The organism is Pseudomonas sp. S3E12, assembly GCF_001702295.1.
Lineage (GTDB): Bacteria > Pseudomonadota > Gammaproteobacteria > Pseudomonadales > Pseudomonadaceae > Aquipseudomonas > Aquipseudomonas marginalis.
In genome coordinates, this window is the sequence record NZ_MBDT01000002.1 from 373,706 (window position 1) to 388,913 (window position 15,208).

Genomic DNA, 15,208 nt, shown 5'->3' on the forward strand with positions numbered 1-15,208 from the left:
CATGCGCGTATGGATCGATGCGGACGCCTGCCCCAGGGCCGCCAAGGACCAGGTGGTGAAGTTCGCCCTCAAGCGCCAGTTCGAAGTTGTATTGGTGGCCGGGCAGAGCCAGATCAAGCCGAGCTTCTCGTGCGTGAAGTTGATCGTGGTGCCCAGCGGCCCGGACGCAGCAGATGACTACCTGGTGGAGCACGCCGTGCCCGGCGAACTGGTGATCTGCAGCGATGTGCCCCTGGCCGACCGCCTGGTGAAGAAGGGCGTCACGGCCCTCGACCCACGGGGCAAGGAGTTCAGCCCGGCAAACATGAGTGAGCGGTTGGCGGTGCGCAACCTTTTTACCGACCTGCGCGAGCAGGGCCAGATGGGCGGTGGACCACCGCCCCATGGGGAGAAGGACAAGCAGGCGTTTGCCAACTCGCTCGACAGGATACTGACGCGGTTAATGCGCCAGTCCTGATCCGGTGGAGAGGGAGCCCGGCATCCCCGCTAATCGTTCTCGTGGGTCAGCTCCAGCACACGGTCCACCAGCTTGTTGATGCCTGAGGCCACTTCACTGATGCTCTTGCCGAGCATATAGGCGGGCGTACTGACCAACTTGCGTGCGGTGTCCTCGACAATGTCTTCCACGCTGCATTCCTGGTGGGTGGCGCCCATCTTGTCCAGGGCTGCGGCAGTGTCGGTGTCATTGCCGATGGTGCAGGTCACGCCCGGGCCGTAGATCTTCGCGGCCAGGGCCGGGGAGATGCAGATCAGCCCCACCGGCTTGCCCGCTTCGGCAAAGGCCTCGGCCAGCTCCAGCACTTGCGGGTTGACGCTGCAACCCGCGCCTTCGACGGCAAAGTTCGACAAGTTCTTCGCCGCACCAAACCCACCGGGTACGATCAGCGCATCGAACTCGTCGGCGTTGGCGTCTCGAATGTCCTTGACCTTGCCCCGGGCAATGCGGGCCGACTCCACCAGCACGTTGCGCGACTCGGGCATTTCTTCGCCGGTCAGGTGGTTGATCACGTGCAACTGGGCAATATCGGGTGCAAAACATTGGACCTGAGCGCCGCGCTGATCCAGGCGCAGCAGGGTGATCACGCTTTCGTGGATCTCTGCGCCGTCGTACACGCCGCAGCCGGAAAGGATCACTGCAATCTTTTTGCTCATGGGCATTTCTCCTGGAGTCTTGGCGTTAAATGTCTACTAATTTGTCACCTGTTGCCAATGGGATCTCGCGCCGCTGCACCTAATCTTGATGTAACAAAAATAGACCGGACCAGACCATGGACTTCGTGCCTTACGCGGTACCGTTTTTCATTGCCTTGATTGTGGTGGAGCTGCTCGCCGACCGCTGGCGTGGCCAGCGCAACTACCGGGTGGCGGACGCCATCAACAGCCTCAGCACCGGCGTGCTGTCCACCACCACCGGGCTGTTGACCAAGGGGGTGGGGCTGCTGACCTACGCGTTCGCCCTCAAGCACCTGGCGTTGATCGAGCTGCCTGCCCAGAGTGTCTGGACCTGGGTGTTCGCGTTTGTGTTCTACGACTTCTGTTATTACTAGCTGCACCGGATGGGGCACGAGCGCAACATCCTGTGGGCTGCGCACTCGGTGCATCACCAGAGCGAGGACTACAACCTCAGCACCGCCCTGCGCCAGACCAGCACCGGCTTCCTGCTGAGCTGGATCTTCTACCTGCCCCTGGCCGTGCTTGGCGTGCCGCTGGTGGTGTTTATCAGCGTGGCGTCCCTCAATCTGCTGTATCAATTCTGGGTGCATACCCGGCACGTGCCCAAGCTTGGCTGGTTCGAATGGTTTTTCGTCACGCCATCCAATCATCGGGCCCACCATGCACAGAATGCTCTCTACATGGATCGCAACTACGGCGGTGTGTTCATTCTTTGGGACCGGCTGTTCGGCACCTTCCAGGAAGAAGACGACAACGAACCGGTGATTTTCGGCGTGACCACACCCTTGGCCAGCTGGAACCCGCTGTGGGCCAACCTGCAGTTTTATGCACAGCTCTGGAGTGATGCACGGCGTACCGAGAGTCGGTGGGACAAGCTGCGCATCTGGTTTATGCGCACCGGTTGGCGCCCGGCGGACGTGAAGGCCAAGTATCCATCGGCCAAGCCCGACTTGAGCCAGTTCCGCAAATTCGAGGTGCCGCTGGACACGCGCCAACAGGTCTATATCGCCCTGCAGTTCGCGGCGTATGTGGGGTTTGGCAGCTACTTGATGAATTTCGGCGAGGGGCTGCCCAGTGCAGCGCTGATCGTCGGCTGGAGTGCGATGGCGCTTGGGTTGTTTACCCTCGGCGTGGCCCTGGAGAATCGCTCATGGGCCTTAAAGGCCGAGCTGATACGGCTGGCGCTGAATGTGCCGTTGGTGTGGCTGGCGCCGGTGGTCGGGCTGTGGCCGGCCAGCAACCTGGGCTGGCTGGGCCTGGTGAGCTACAGCCTGCTCAGCGTGATTGGCCTCTACTGTTGCAGGGGCCGGCTTACTCGACTGGTGTCTTAGGCGCTTCTACCGGGACGGGCTCGGCGGAGGCGAGCCGTGCCTTGGCATCGGCACAGGCCTGGCGGGCGATGCGTGCGTTCTTTAAGCGGCGGCGCAGCCACAGGCCAAAGCCCAGCAACAGCAAGGCGCCCAGTACCCACAACTCGTATTTCTTGACGCTGCCAAGCATGCCTTCCAGCACCGCGCCAAAGTGATAAGCCGCAGCCCCCAACGCGGCAGCCCAGATCGCGGCGCCGATACCGTTGAGGATCAGATAGCGCATCGGTGGGTAACCGGAAAGACCAATGGCCACCGGCATCACCGTGCGCAATCCATAGACAAAGCGGAAGCTCAGCACCCAGATATCCGGGTGCCTGCGGATATGTTCCAGGGCCTTGTCACCCATCAATTGCCAGCGCGGCTTGCGCGCCAACAGTTTGCGGCCGTGCTTGCGCCCCATGTAATACCAAAGCTGGTCGCCGGCGTAGCTGCCGAAGAAGGCAACGACCACCACCAGGTTGATATCCATGTACCCACGGAACGCCAGGAAGCCTGCGAGAACCAGGATGGTTTCGCCTTCGAAGAACGTGCCTAGGAAGAGGGCAAAGTAGCCGAAGTCATGCAGAAATTGTTGAAGCATGGTCTGGGTGCTGGCGAAATGAACGCGCAGCCTACGCCTTCGTGAACATTCATGAAAGTATCGAGATGTGTCACGAAGTGAACAATTCCTACATTGGGCGACGAATGCGACTACAGGTCGCATCGTTAAGCACAACTGTCATACCTTCGTCATAATGCCCGCTTATAACTGCAACGCTCGCCCGTGAACCCGGGCTCAGGAGTCTGTCGTGAGCTTTACCCCTGCCAATCGCCTGTTCCCTGCTACCCGCCTGCGCCGTAATCGTCGTGATGATTTTTCTCGCCGCCTGGTTCGTGAAAACGTACTGACCACGGATGATCTGATCCTGCCGGTGTTTGTGCTCGACGGCGAAAATCGCCGGGAAGCGGTGGCGTCGATGCCGGGTGTAGAGCGTCTGACCATTGATCTGCTGCTTGAAGAGGCGGCTGGCTGGGTCGACCTGGGGATTCCGGCGTTGGCGTTGTTTCCGGTCACGCCATCTGAACTCAAGTCCCTTGATGCTGCCGAAGCCTGGAACCCGGACGGTATTGCCCAGCGCGCCACCCGCGCCCTGCGCGAGCGTTTCCCGGAGCTGGGGGTGATCACCGACGTGGCGTTGGACCCGTTCACTACCCACGGGCAGGATGGCATTCTTGACGAAGACGGCTATGTTCAGAACGACATTACCGTCGATGCGCTGGTCAAGCAGGCCTTGTCCCATGCGGCAGCAGGCGCCCAGGTGGTTGCGCCGTCGGACATGATGGACGGCCGCATCCAGGCGATTCGCGAAGCCCTGGAACTGGCCGGCCACGTCAATGTGCGGATCATGGCCTACTCGGCCAAGTACGCCAGCGCCTACTACGGCCCGTTTCGCGATGCGGTGGGCTCGGCGCTGAACCTGGGCAAGGCCAACAAGGCTTCGTACCAGATGGACCCGGCTAACAGCCATGAAGCCTTGCACGAAGTGGCGGCCGATTTGGCCGAAGGCGCCGACATGGTGATGGTCAAGCCGGGGATGCCGTACCTGGACATCCTTTACCGGGTCAAAGAGGAATTCAAAGTGCCGACCTTTGTGTATCAGGTCAGTGGCGAATACGCCATGCACATGGCTGCAATCCAAAATGGCTGGTTGAGTGAAGGGGTAATCCTAGAATCCTTGACGGCCTTTAAACGTGCCGGGGCTGATGGCATCCTGACCTATTTCGCCGCCCGCGCCGCCCAATTGCTTAGAGAGCAACAATAGCCCTCACAGGAACATTCGATGAATACCGAAGGACTCTCCGAAGTTGCCGTAAAAGACGCTCACCCGGTGGTGGAACAAGTCACCGAGACCCCGCCGGAGCACGAGCCGGCCGCGCCTGTGGTGGTCGCCGAAGCGCCAGCCCCGGCCCCGGTGGCCGCCGTGGTGACCAACCTGGATGACAGCAGCCTGTACATCCACCGCGAGCTGTCACAACTGCAATTCAACATCCGCGTGCTTGAACAGGCACTGGATGAGTCCTACCCGTTGCTGGAACGCCTGAAATTCCTGCTGATTTTCTCCAGCAACCTGGATGAGTTCTTCGAGATCCGCGTCGCCGGCCTCAAGAAACAGATCACCTTCGCCCGTGAACAAGCTGGCGCGGACGGCCTGCAGCCGCACCAGGCGCTGGCGCGCATCAGCGAGCTGGTGCACGGTCATGTGGATCGCCAGTACGCGATCCTCAATGACATCCTGCTGCCGGAACTGGAAAAGCATCAGGTTCGCTTCATCCGTCGCCGCCACTGGACCACCAAGATCAAGACCTGGGTGCGTCGCTACTTCCGCGACGAAATCGCGCCGATCATCACGCCGATCGGCCTGGACCCTACACACCCGTTCCCGCTGCTGGTGAACAAGAGCCTGAACTTCATCGTCGAGCTGGAAGGGATCGACGCCTTCGGTCGCGATTCGGGCCTGGCGATCATCCCGGCGCCGCGCTTGCTGCCACGGATCATCAAGGTACCCGAAGAGGTGGGGGGCGCTGGCGACAACTATGTATTCCTGTCGTCGATGATCCACGCCCACGCCGATGACCTGTTCCAAGGCATGAAGGTCAAGGGCTGCTACCAGTTCCGCCTGACCCGTAACGCCGACCTGGCGCTGGATTCCGAAGACGTCGAAGACTTGGCCCGCGCCCTGCGCGGCGAGCTGTTCTCGCGGCGCTACGGGGATGCGGTGCGCCTGGAAGTGGCCGACACCTGCCCGAAACATCTGTCGGACTACCTGCTCAAGCAGTTCAACCTGGGCGAGACCGAGCTGTACCAGGTCAATGGCCCGGTGAACCTCACGCGCCTGTTCAGCATCACCGGCCTGGACAGCCATCCGGAGCTGCAATACACCCCGTTCACCCCGCAGATCCCGAAACTGCTGCAAAACAGCGAGAACATCTTCAGCGTCGTGAGCAAGCAGGACATCCTGCTGCTGCACCCGTTCGAGTCCTTCACCCCGGTGGTCGACCTGCTGCGCCAGGCCGCCAAGGACCCGCACGTATTGGCCGTGCGCCAGACCCTGTACCGTTCCGGTGCCAACTCGGAAATCGTCGACGCGCTGGTAGACGCCGCGCGCAACGGCAAGGAAGTCACTGCGGTGATCGAGTTGCGCGCACGCTTTGACGAAGAGTCGAACCTGCAACTGGCCAGCCGCCTGCAAGCGGCCGGCGCGGTAGTGATCTATGGTGTGGTTGGCTTCAAGACCCACGCCAAGATGATGCTGATCCTGCGCCGCGAAGCCGGTGAGATCGTGCGTTACGCTCACCTGGGTACCGGCAACTACCACGCCGGCAACGCCAAGCTCTATACCGATTACAGCCTGCTGACTTCCGACGACGCCTTGTGTGAAGACGTCGGCAAGTTGTTCAGCCAGTTGATCGGCATGGGCAAGACGTTGCGCATGAAGAAGCTGCTGCACGCGCCGTTCACCCTCAAGAAGGGCATGCTCGACATGATTGCCCGCGAGACCCAGTTCGCCCTCGAGGGCAAACCGGCGCACATCATCGCCAAGTTCAACTCGCTGACCGATCCGAAGATCATCCGCGCGCTGTACAAGGCCAGCCAGTCCGGCGTGCGTATCGACCTGGTGGTGCGCGGCATGTGCTGCCTGCGTCCGGGCATTGTCGGCGTGTCGCATAACATCCATGTGCGCTCGATCATCGGCCGCTTCCTGGAACACACGCGGGTGTTCTACTTCCTCAACGGCGGCGAGGAGCAGATGTTCCTCTCCAGTGCCGACTGGATGGAGCGCAACCTCGACAAGCGTGTGGAGACTTGCTTCCCGGTCGAGGGCAAGAAGCTGATCATGCGGGTCAAGAAGGAGCTGGAAAGCTACCTCACCGATAACACCCACAGCTGGAGCCTGCAGTCGGATGGCCGTTATGTGCGTAACACGCCGACCGGCAACCAGAACCCGCGCAGCGCCCAGGCGACCTTGCTGGAAAAGTTGGGTAGCCCGATTCTGTCGGTGAACTAACAGACAACACGCTCTGAAAATGTGGGAGGGGGCTTGCTCCCGATTGCGGTGGTTCAGTCAAAGTATTCGCGACTGACACACCGTAATCGGGGGCAAGCCCCCTCCCACATTTGTTTTCGCAGTGTTCATGAGTTCGGGTTAGCGCAGGTTCAGGCTGAACCCCACCCGCGTCAGCCACTCCGCTTCCTGGGCGAAGTCCGCCTGGGTCAGCTGGTTCTCATCCAGCCAGCCTTTGGGGAATACGACATCCAGGCTGTCGCCATTGGCGCGCAGGGTCACCTGGGGCATCTGCTGGGTGCCACGAATGTGGTGGAACAGGATCGCGAAGCGCAGCAGCACGCACAGGCGGATCAGCTTGATGCCTTCATCGCCGAACTCGGCAAACTTGTCCTTGGGAATGTTGCGACGATGGCCGCGCACCAGCAGTGCGAGCATCTGCTGGTCTTCCCTGGAGAAACCCGCCAGGTCGGAGTGCTCGATCAGGTAGGCGCCGTGCTTGTGGTAGTGGTAATGGGCGATATCCAGGCCCACTTCATGCACCTTGGCCGCCCAGCCGAGCAGTTCGCGCCATACGCCGTCTTCCAGGTCCCAGTCTTCGGCGACCTGGTCGAAGGCATGCAGGGCTTTACGCTCCACGCGAGCTGCCTGCTCCTGATCGACGTGATAGCGCTCCATCAGCGAGGTGAGCGTGCGCTCTCGTACGTCTTCATGATGATGGCGGCCCAGCAGGTCATACAGCACGCCTTCGCGCAGGGCGCCGTCACAGTGGTCCATGCGTTGCAGTTCGAGGGCGTCGAAGATCGCCTCGAGAATCGCCAGGCCGGCCGGGAAGATGGTGCGACGGTCGGGCTTGATGCCGTCGAAGTCGATCTTCTCGGCATCCCCCAGCTTGAACAGCTTGCGCTTGAGCCAGGCCAGGCCTTCGGCGTTGACTTCACCGGTGCCATGGCCGCCGGCCTTGAGCGCCAGGCCGATGGCACGGATGGTGCCGGACGAGCCGATGGCTTCATCCCAGGTCAGGCGGTGCAGGGCGTGCTCGATGCTCATGATCTCCAGTCGCGCTGCCGTGTAGGCCTGGGCGTAGCGCGCCGGGGTGATCTTGCCGTCCTTGAAATAGCGTTGGGTATAACTGACACAGCCCATCTGCAGGCTTTCGCGCAGCAGCGGTTCGAAGCGCTGGCCGATGATGAACTCGGTACTGCCACCGCCGATGTCCGCCACCAGGCGCTTGCCAGGGGTATCGGCCAGGGTATGCGACACGCCGAGGTAGATAAGGCGTGCTTCTTCACGGCCGGAAATGACTTCCACCGGGTGACCGAGGATCTCCTCGGCGCGACGGATGAATTCGCCCCGGTTACGGGCTTCGCGCAGGGCGTTGGTGCCGACGATTCGCACGGCGCCGAGGGGCATGCCGTTGATCAGCTGTGCAAAACGCTTGAGGCAGTCGAGGCCGCGTTGCATGGATTCTTCATTGAGCTGGCGCTCGTCGTCGATCCCGGCAGCCAGCTGCACTTTTTCGCCGAGCCGCTCAAGGATGCGGATTTCGCCGTTCTGGGCCTTGGCCACGACCATGTGAAAGCTGTTGGAGCCCAGGTCGATGGCGGCGATCAGGGACAGATTCTTGGCTTGGGATTGCGGCATGGTTAGGGGGTCTCGGTCGATAACCTTACCATCGTGCCACGATCGACCGCTGACGCCAACGCGTAGTGCTCCGTGAATTTCTCTGCGCTCGTCTGTAGGGGATTTTTATGGAAAGTGTAGGGTGTCTTTCCATGGTTCTGTTGGCGCATACGCGTAGTTCTGTAGGGGAATTTAACTTCGGATTTTTATAAGGCGATATTTGATTTCGCCTACAACTTTTGAGACGGAGCGCTATTGGTTTTTATGTTCAGGACTACTGCCGTGGTGGGTTGTGCCGACAATTTGTTTTTATCGCTCCCACACTAAACACGGTATTGCCTTATTCTTCATTCGGGCCTTGAGGCGACAGACTGTCATTCGGCAATCGTGCCGTGGTGTTATTTATTTATGGCTTGTGTCTTCAAGGCAAAAATAAGTACGCCTGACAACTTTAAGTGACAGGTCGACTATGAAAAAAATTGTTGGATTGACTCTCGGTATTGCTTGGCTGGCCGCCGCCCTCAACGTCCATGCATCCACCAGTGCCGAGCTGATCGTCAGGGGGACGATCAAACCAGCCGCCTGCAACCTCAGCATGACCGGTGGTGGCATCATCAACTACGGCGACATTCCCTCTGGCCAACTGCTGCCAACCGCGTTCAACCCACTGGCGGAAAGAACCGCCCCGTTGACCGTCACTTGCGGCACCACGCCTGCCACGTTCGGACTGAAATTCGTCGACCTGCAGGCGGCCAGCAAGGTCCCGGGCATCCTCAATGTGCTCGGCGCAGGCTATACCGAGGTGCACAACTATGGCCTGGGTACTGCGAACGGCCGGCGAACCGGCGGCTTTGCGGTCACCCTCAGGGACCTCAGGTCGTCGAGTACGGTACTGTCTCCCATCATGCGTATCGGTAGCGGTGCCTGGCAGAACAGCGACGGCAAGGTCGCCCAATCGCCCACTCAGTATTCGTGGCGCAGCGGCACAACCATCACCCCGGCCTCAATCGCTCAATTGACCGGAACCATCGCGGTGCGGGCGGTGATCAACAGGGGGCAGGATCTGGACCTGAGTCGTGACATTACCCTGGATGGGCGCGCGACACTTGAGTTGAGTTACATCTAAGCGCTCGAACTACAGCCGATAAAGAAGCTGTGTGCTTCTTGTCGGCTGTTTTTATGTGGATGTCTGGATAAAAACAACTTAAAGGTCGTGGGGAACACTGAGTGCTTAGTCTTTCATTAATAAATAATGCACGGTTGTTTTGTGTGGGCGCGTGTCTGTGTTTTACCGGTATTGCATTCGCCGACGGTATGTTGCCCGAAACTACGGTAGTTGTGCTTTATGAAGCCCAGGGCGAAGCCACGCTGAACATCAAGAATACCGACGCGGCGCCAGCGCTGCTTCACTCGGTCGTAGAGAATGTGCCCGAGGATGTGGAGTCGCTGTTAATTGTGACGCCACCCATTACCCGCGTGGAGGCGGGGGAAACCCAATTGGTGCGTTTCATCAGCACCTTGAAGGAGCCACTGAAGACCCAGCGGTTGAAACGCGTGTCTTTCGAAGGCATCCCCCAGGCGCGCGCCGCAGGCGGTGCGACTATCGGCATCACGCTGCGACAGAATTTGCCGTTGATTCTTCACCCGAAAGATCTGCCGGTTCATCACACGCCCTGGGAGCTGCTGAAGTGGACGCGCGCAGGGGCGGGGCTGACGGTTCACAACGACAGTGCCTATGTAGTGCGCCTGATTCCGGAGGTGCGGCTGTTGCCACAAGGCGCCCTGGCAACCTTGCCGCGCACTTACGTGTTGCCGGGGGAAACGCTGACGCTGAAGGTGGATGGCGTGATGGAAGGGGTAACAGGCGTCGAGATCCAGCCGGCTACGCTCTACGGCTTTTCGGCGGACAGCTTCCGGGCCCCGATCAATGCCGACAGGGGGTGATCGACCCATGGCCAACCTGTCGAATAACAAACGAGTGGCCCCTTTGTGGCCGTGTCGGCCCACTCTACTGATGGGGGTGGCGACACTGTGGGGCTTGCCTTGCCTTGCCCCCGCGATTGAGCTGGGGGAGGGTTTCGACCTGGCGGCCCTGACTACCCACGGCATTGATCCGAAGGTCTCCGATTACTTTCGCAGTGCGGCGCGCTTTCGCGAAGGTGTCCATGTGGTGGGGTTGCGGGTCAATGGTAACCCGCTGGGGTTGGTCGATGCCCGGTTCGACTCACAAGGGCAGCTGTGTTTCACCCCGGGGCTGCTTGATAAAGCCGGATTGGTAAAGCCCGAAGGCATTATCCGCAAGGGGGCTACTGCAGACCAGGCCTGCCATGACTTCCTGGGTGCTTTCCCGGCCACGATGGTGCGGCTGCGCCCAGGAAATGACGAAGTGGCGCTGGTAGTGCCGACCGGATCACTGCGTGAACCGCAGTGGGAGGCTGGCCAGTTTGCCCGGGGCGGGGCGGCGGCGTTGTTCAACTATGACGTGCAAGGATTCGACAGTTATTCGAACAGTGGAAGCAATCGTTTTGTTTCGACCTACACCGAGGCGGGTTTCAACCTGGGCGATTGGGTTGTCCGCAGCCGCCAATTTTATGTGTCCGACAACGGCGTGACCCGCAACGAGCATCTTTATGCTTATGCGCAGCGGGATATTGCCGCGTTGCAATCGACTTTTCAGGTAGGCCAGCTCTCCAGCAACAACCCACTGTTTGGCGGTGTTCAGCTGTCCGGTGTGCAGTTTTTTCCTGACGGTCAGTCGCGCACGCCGGCGGGCAGTAACAATGCTGTGGTGGAGGGGCTGGCGCAGAGCCAGTCGCGGATTGAAGTCCGTCAATCGGGAGTGTTGATCCACAGCACACTGGTGCCCGAGGGACCGTTCCGGCTGACGGGCCTGCCATTGCTCAACGGCACCAGCGACCTGGAGGTCAGCGTCATCGATGTGCGAGGTGCCAAGCGCAGCTTCGTGGTACCTGCGGCTTCATTTGCCGGGAGCGCGCCGGCGGAGCCTGGCTACTATTTCTCCCTGGGCAAGGTGCGTAGAAATGCGCATGAGGAAGGCCCGAGTCCGGTCGTTGCCATGGGCAGCGGCACCTGGGGCTTGGGACGAGACTCCTCGGCAGGCTTCGGCTTGTTGAGCGCCGATGAGTATGGGGCGGCAGGAGGCACCCTGGGCAGCGTGTTTTTCCAACGGGTGTCTGTTGGCGCACGTCACAACGTGTCCCGGGACAGCCGTAATGCGGTGTCCGGATCACGCAGCAGCGTGTCCGCAAGCAGCCCGGTGTACGCCAATATCGATCTTAACCTCAGTGCCACTACGCAAAGCCGTGGTTATCGCGAGGTCCTTGAAGCGGGCCGATCGACCAGGGCCGACGAGTTGGACGCACGCTTCAAGAGTCAGTACACGGCGGGTGTGAGCTGGGTCGACAACACGCTGGGTGCATTTTCCGTGGGGTATACCCGCAGTTCCCAGTTTGATGGGCAATCGGCCGACCATGTCTTTGCGGCATGGAACAAGTCGTTCCGCTATGCGGACGTCGCATTGGTCGCTGACTCTCAGGTAGGCGGTACTTCGGCACGCCGCGACGCCCTGTATGAGGGCCGTCGGCGCGATACGGTCGATGACAGCGATCTGTCCGTGCGGCTGCAGGTCAGCGTACCCCTGGGCAGCGATCGGCGGGTGAACAGCTACGTCAGCCGGCGTGGCAATCAATCCCGAGCCGGTACGGCGCTCAGTGAGCGGGTCAATGAATATGTGAATTACGAGGTCGGTGTCGAGCGCGACCTCAGCGCTCGGGAGCAGTCGATACGCGGCCAGGTGGACCTGGTGCCACGCTACACCCGCGTGGGCCTGGGGGTCAGTCGCGACCCATCGGGCACCAGTTACACGGGGCAACTGCAAGGTGGCGTAGTGGCCCACACGGGTGGCGTGACCTTCTCGCCGTATGCCATCCAGGACACCTTTGGCATCGCCTCGGTAGGGAATATCGGCTCTGCAAAACTCGACACGCCCTACGGTCCGGTGTGGACCGACTTCAGCGGGCAGGCCGTGATCCCAGGCTTGCCCGCCTACACGAACAGTCGCATCGAAGTGCAGACCCAGTCCTTGCCCAAGCGCGTTGACCTGAAGAACGGCACCCGAGTGCTTGCCCCGGGGCGAGGGTCCGTCAATACCGTCGCATTCGATGTGGTGACAGTGCGTCGTGTGTTAGTCACGGCCACTGATCAACAAGGGCGAACACTGCCTCAGGGCGCTTCGGTGTTCGATAAAAACAATCGCTTCCTGACCAGCGTGGTGGGTGACGGCATGATCTTTCTGAACGACCTCAATGATTCGCAGCACCTGCGCGTTGCGTTGCCGGACGCTTCCTCTTGCCTGCTCAACCTTGCTCCCGAGACCGAGGCCGACCATGACAAGTTCTATGAGACTACATCGGCGGTGTGCCATGGTCGTTAAACTGAAAATCGCGGGTTTTTTCGCATTGCTCTGCACGCTGTCGATGGCCGGTGGAGTACGTGCCGAAAACTGCCAACTGTCCGTCAGCCAGCCGTATATCGACTATGGCGTCATTCGCCGGGAGGCGCTTGTCGAGAGCCGTTCAATCGCACTGGGTACGCGCAGGGTGCACCTGAACGTACTGTGCGCAGAGCCGGCAGCCGTCGCATTGCGATTTACCGGCGTGGCCGACGGGCAAGGTTTTCGGTTTGGGCATCATGGGCGGTTCAGCCTGACTCTCAAGCACGCCCAGGTGGATGGGCGTGCCGTCGAATGGGCGCAGGCCCACCTTCCGGGTAAGGCCTTCGACGGGCAGTTGTTGCCGGGCCAGGTCCTGGTCGCTCGGGCGATGGGAAAGCGATTGACTGCCCAGGTTGAAGTCGACACCGATCTGCCCGCCAACGCCCTGCAAGTCACCAATCAAGTGGTGCTGGAGGGGCGTGGCAGTTTCGAACTGGTCAGTCCGGCTGTTCCACCGAGCCGATGAAGTTGGCGAACTCAGGGGTTTGCGGGTTGGCGAACAGTACCTTGGGATCGCCGACTTCGTGCACCTTGCCTTGGTGCATAAACACCAGCTTGTCGCCCACTTCCCGGGCGAAGCGCATTTCGTGCGTCACCATGATCAAGGTCATGCCGTCCTTGGCCAGTTGGCGCACCACGCTGAGTACTTCATTGACCAGTTCCGGGTCCAGGGCCGAGGTAATTTCATCGCACAGCAGCACCTTGGGCGACATGGCCAGGGCGCGGGCGATGGCAACGCGTTGCTGCTGGCCGCCGGACAGGCGATCGGGGAACGCGTCGAATTTCTCACCCAGGCCCACGCGTTCCAGCATTTGCCTGGCCAATTGGGCGGCCTTGGCCTTGGGCACTTTCTGCACCACTTGCGGTGCAAGCATGACGTTCTCACCCACTGTCAGGTGCGGGAACAGGTTGAACTGTTGGAACACCATGCCGACTTTCTGCCGCAGGCTGCGCAGGTCGGCGCGGGCGGCGTCGAGGTATTCGCCATCCACCTCGATCACGCCGTCGTTGATCGATTCCAGGCCGTTGAGGGTGCGCAGCAGGGTGGACTTGCCCGAGCCGCTGCGGCCGATGATTGCCACCACCTGGCCTTCTTCAACGGTCAGGTCGATGCCCTTGAGGACGTGGTGATCGCCGTAATACTTATGCAGGGCGGAAATTCTAAGCAGAGGCATGCAGTCTCCTTTCCAGGTAGCGCGCACTGAGGGACAAGGGGTAGCAGAGCAGGAAGTAACCGAGGGCCACCAGGCCGTAGACCATGAAGGGCTCGAAGGTGGCGTTGGCGAGCATGCCGCCGGTCTTGGTCAGTTCGGTAAAGCCGATGATTGAAGTGACGGCGGTGCCTTTGACCACCTGCACCGAGAAGCCCACGGTAGGCGCCACGGCGATCCGCAGGGCCTGAGGCAGGATCACGTAGCGCAGTTGTTCAAGCGGGTTCAACGCCAGGCTGGCCGATGCTTCCCACTGGCCATGGGCGATGGAGTCGACGCAGCCGCGCCAGATTTCGGCGAGGTAGGCGCTGGTGAACAGCGTCAAGGCGATTGCGGCCGCCAGCCAGGGCGAAATATCCACGCCGAGCAGGGCAATGCCGAAAAACACCAGGAACAGTTGCATCAACAACGGGGTGCCCTGGAACAGTTCGATATAGGTGCGCGCAACATTGCGCGCGAATGCCTTGCGGCTGATGCGCAGGGTCATCACCAGCAAGCCGATCAGGCCGCCGCCGATAAACGCCACGATCGACAGCAACAGCGTCCACTGCAGGCCCGTAAGCAGGTTGCGCACGATGTCCCAGAAGGAAAAATCACTCATCGGCTATTCCTCATCACAAAACGGCGGCCGATCCAGTTGAGCAACTGGCGAATCATCAATGCCATGCACAGGTACACCAGGGTGGTCAGGGCATAGGTTTCGAACGCGCGGAAATTGCGCGACTGGATAAAGTTGGCGGCAAAACTCAGCTCCTCGGTGGCGATCTGCGAACACACCGCCGAACCGAGCATCACGATGATGATCTGGCTGCTCAGCGCCGGCCACACCTTGCCCAGCGCCGGCAGCAGCACCACATGGCGAAACGCTTCGAAACGCGTCATCGCCAGCGCGGCGGCGGCTTCCAGTTGCCCGCGCGGGATGGCCTGGATGCCGGCGCGGATGATCTCCGTGGAGTAGGCCCCCAGGTTGATCACCATCGCCAATACGGCTGCTTGCCACTCGGTGATTTTCAATCCCAGGGAGGGCAGGCCGAAGAAGATGAAGAACAACTGCACCAGGAACGGCGTGTTGCGGATCAACTCGACATAGACGCCGAAGAACCAGGCAAATGGCTGGATTTTCCACGCCCGCACCACCGCGCCGACGGTGCCCAGGGCCACCCCCAGGATCGCACCGATGGCCGTCAGCTCAAGGGTGAACAGCGCGCCGCGCAACAGCAGATCGGTATTGGCCAGCACCGGCACAAAGTCGAATTGATAGGCCATGAGTCAGCT

Annotated in this window: 13 protein-coding genes and 1 pseudogene; 8 read left to right on the forward strand and 6 right to left on the reverse strand. The window is 60.7% G+C overall.

Features of this window, described 5'->3' with window-relative positions:
* The first annotated feature begins 1 nt into the window (after position 1).
* Positions 2-457, forward strand: coding sequence for a YaiI/YqxD family protein (locus BB029_RS01745; RefSeq protein WP_065938024.1), 456 nt, complete (start codon positions 2-4; stop codon positions 455-457).
* Positions 458-486: 29 nt separating this feature from the next.
* On the opposite strand, the gene elbB is transcribed toward BB029_RS01745, so the two are convergent.
* The gene (gene elbB / locus BB029_RS01750) at positions 487-1,152 is read right to left on the reverse strand and encodes an isoprenoid biosynthesis glyoxalase ElbB (RefSeq protein ID WP_065938025.1); all 666 of its coding nucleotides are present in this window, start codon (positions 1,150-1,152) and stop codon (positions 487-489) included.
* 116 nt (positions 1,153-1,268) lie between these two features.
* Between elbB and BB029_RS01755 the strand changes: the two are divergent.
* Positions 1,269-2,504, forward strand: a pseudogene (locus BB029_RS01755) (sterol desaturase family protein).
* On the opposite strand, the gene BB029_RS01760 reads toward BB029_RS01755, so the two are convergent.
* Positions 2,485-3,123 (reverse strand): DedA family protein, encoded by a 639-nt coding sequence (locus BB029_RS01760; RefSeq protein WP_065938026.1) that lies wholly within the window; start codon positions 3,121-3,123, stop codon positions 2,485-2,487. The pseudogene BB029_RS01755 and the gene BB029_RS01760 sit on opposite strands and share 20 nt — an antisense overlap.
* 208 nt (positions 3,124-3,331) lie before the next feature.
* Here BB029_RS01760 and hemB point away from each other — a divergent pair, with 208 nt between their 5' ends.
* Positions 3,332-4,345 carry a porphobilinogen synthase gene (gene hemB, locus BB029_RS01765; RefSeq protein ID WP_065938027.1) on the forward strand — a complete coding sequence of 338 codons (1,014 nt, stop codon included), beginning with the start codon at positions 3,332-3,334 and terminating at the stop codon, positions 4,343-4,345.
* Between the two features lie 18 nt (positions 4,346-4,363).
* Positions 4,364-6,589, forward strand: coding sequence for a polyphosphate kinase 1 (ppk1, locus tag BB029_RS01770; protein ID WP_027608351.1), 2,226 nt, complete (start codon positions 4,364-4,366; stop codon positions 6,587-6,589).
* 138 nt (positions 6,590-6,727) lie between these two features.
* Here ppk1 and ppx read toward each other — a convergent pair whose 3' ends face one another.
* Positions 6,728-8,230: an exopolyphosphatase gene (gene ppx, locus BB029_RS01775; protein ID WP_027608352.1), complete on the reverse strand. Its 1,503-nt coding sequence runs from the start codon at positions 8,228-8,230 to the stop codon at positions 6,728-6,730.
* 448 nt (positions 8,231-8,678) lie between these two features.
* Here ppx and BB029_RS01780 point away from each other — a divergent pair, with 448 nt between their 5' ends.
* The 4 genes from BB029_RS01780 (at position 8,679) to BB029_RS01795 (ending at position 13,188) form a co-directional block, all read left to right on the forward strand.
* A complete protein-coding gene (locus BB029_RS01780) occupies positions 8,679-9,335 on the forward strand; it encodes a DUF1120 domain-containing protein (RefSeq protein WP_065938028.1) in 657 nt (218 codons plus the stop codon).
* A gap of 101 nt (positions 9,336-9,436) precedes the next feature.
* Entirely contained in the window at positions 9,437-10,153 is a 717-nt protein-coding gene (locus tag BB029_RS01785) for a fimbria/pilus chaperone family protein (RefSeq protein WP_083236320.1), read from the forward strand.
* Positions 10,154-10,160: 7 nt separating this feature from the next.
* Complete coding sequence (locus tag BB029_RS01790) at positions 10,161-12,662, forward strand: fimbria/pilus outer membrane usher protein (RefSeq protein ID WP_083236321.1); 2,502 nt, start codon at positions 10,161-10,163, stop codon at positions 12,660-12,662.
* Positions 12,652-13,188, forward strand: coding sequence for a hypothetical protein (locus BB029_RS01795; RefSeq protein WP_065938031.1), 537 nt, complete (start codon positions 12,652-12,654; stop codon positions 13,186-13,188). The genes BB029_RS01790 and BB029_RS01795 overlap by 11 nt, the downstream gene beginning before the upstream one ends.
* Here BB029_RS01795 and BB029_RS01800 read toward each other — a convergent pair.
* The 3 genes from BB029_RS01800 to BB029_RS01810 are packed head-to-tail and all read right to left on the reverse strand — an operon-like array spanning position 13,160 to position 15,199.
* On the reverse strand, positions 13,160-13,897 hold the full coding sequence (locus BB029_RS01800; protein ID WP_065938032.1) for an amino acid ABC transporter ATP-binding protein: 738 nt from the start codon (positions 13,895-13,897) through the stop codon (positions 13,160-13,162). The genes BB029_RS01795 and BB029_RS01800 overlap by 29 nt on opposite strands.
* Complete coding sequence (locus tag BB029_RS01805; protein ID WP_065938033.1) at positions 13,884-14,534, reverse strand: amino acid ABC transporter permease; 651 nt, start codon at positions 14,532-14,534, stop codon at positions 13,884-13,886. The genes BB029_RS01800 and BB029_RS01805 overlap by 14 nt, the downstream gene beginning before the upstream one ends.
* Entirely contained in the window at positions 14,531-15,199 is a 669-nt protein-coding gene (locus tag BB029_RS01810; RefSeq protein WP_017736949.1) for an amino acid ABC transporter permease, read from the reverse strand. The genes BB029_RS01805 and BB029_RS01810 overlap by 4 nt, the downstream gene beginning before the upstream one ends.
* Positions 15,200-15,208 lie beyond the last annotated feature (9 nt).

Coding starts and splice junctions, on each gene's coding strand:
- BB029_RS01745 (WP_065938024.1), top strand. CDS start 2: ATGCGCGTATGGATCGATGCGGACGCCTGCCCCAGGGCCGCCAAGGAC.
- elbB (WP_065938025.1), bottom strand. CDS start 1,152: ATGAGCAAAAAGATTGCAGTGATCCTTTCCGGCTGCGGCGTGTACGAC.
- BB029_RS01760 (WP_065938026.1), bottom strand. CDS start 3,123: ATGCTTCAACAATTTCTGCATGACTTCGGCTACTTTGCCCTCTTCCTA.
- ppk1 (WP_027608351.1), top strand. CDS start 4,364: ATGAATACCGAAGGACTCTCCGAAGTTGCCGTAAAAGACGCTCACCCG.
- ppx (WP_027608352.1), bottom strand. CDS start 8,230: ATGCCGCAATCCCAAGCCAAGAATCTGTCCCTGATCGCCGCCATCGAC.
- BB029_RS01780 (WP_065938028.1), top strand. CDS start 8,679: ATGAAAAAAATTGTTGGATTGACTCTCGGTATTGCTTGGCTGGCCGCC.
- BB029_RS01790 (WP_083236321.1), top strand. CDS start 10,161: ATGGCCAACCTGTCGAATAACAAACGAGTGGCCCCTTTGTGGCCGTGT.
- BB029_RS01795 (WP_065938031.1), top strand. CDS start 12,652: ATGGTCGTTAAACTGAAAATCGCGGGTTTTTTCGCATTGCTCTGCACG.
- BB029_RS01800 (WP_065938032.1), bottom strand. CDS start 13,897: ATGCCTCTGCTTAGAATTTCCGCCCTGCATAAGTATTACGGCGATCAC.
- BB029_RS01805 (WP_065938033.1), bottom strand. CDS start 14,534: ATGAGTGATTTTTCCTTCTGGGACATCGTGCGCAACCTGCTTACGGGC.
- BB029_RS01810 (WP_017736949.1), bottom strand. CDS start 15,199: ATGGCCTATCAATTCGACTTTGTGCCGGTGCTGGCCAATACCGATCTG.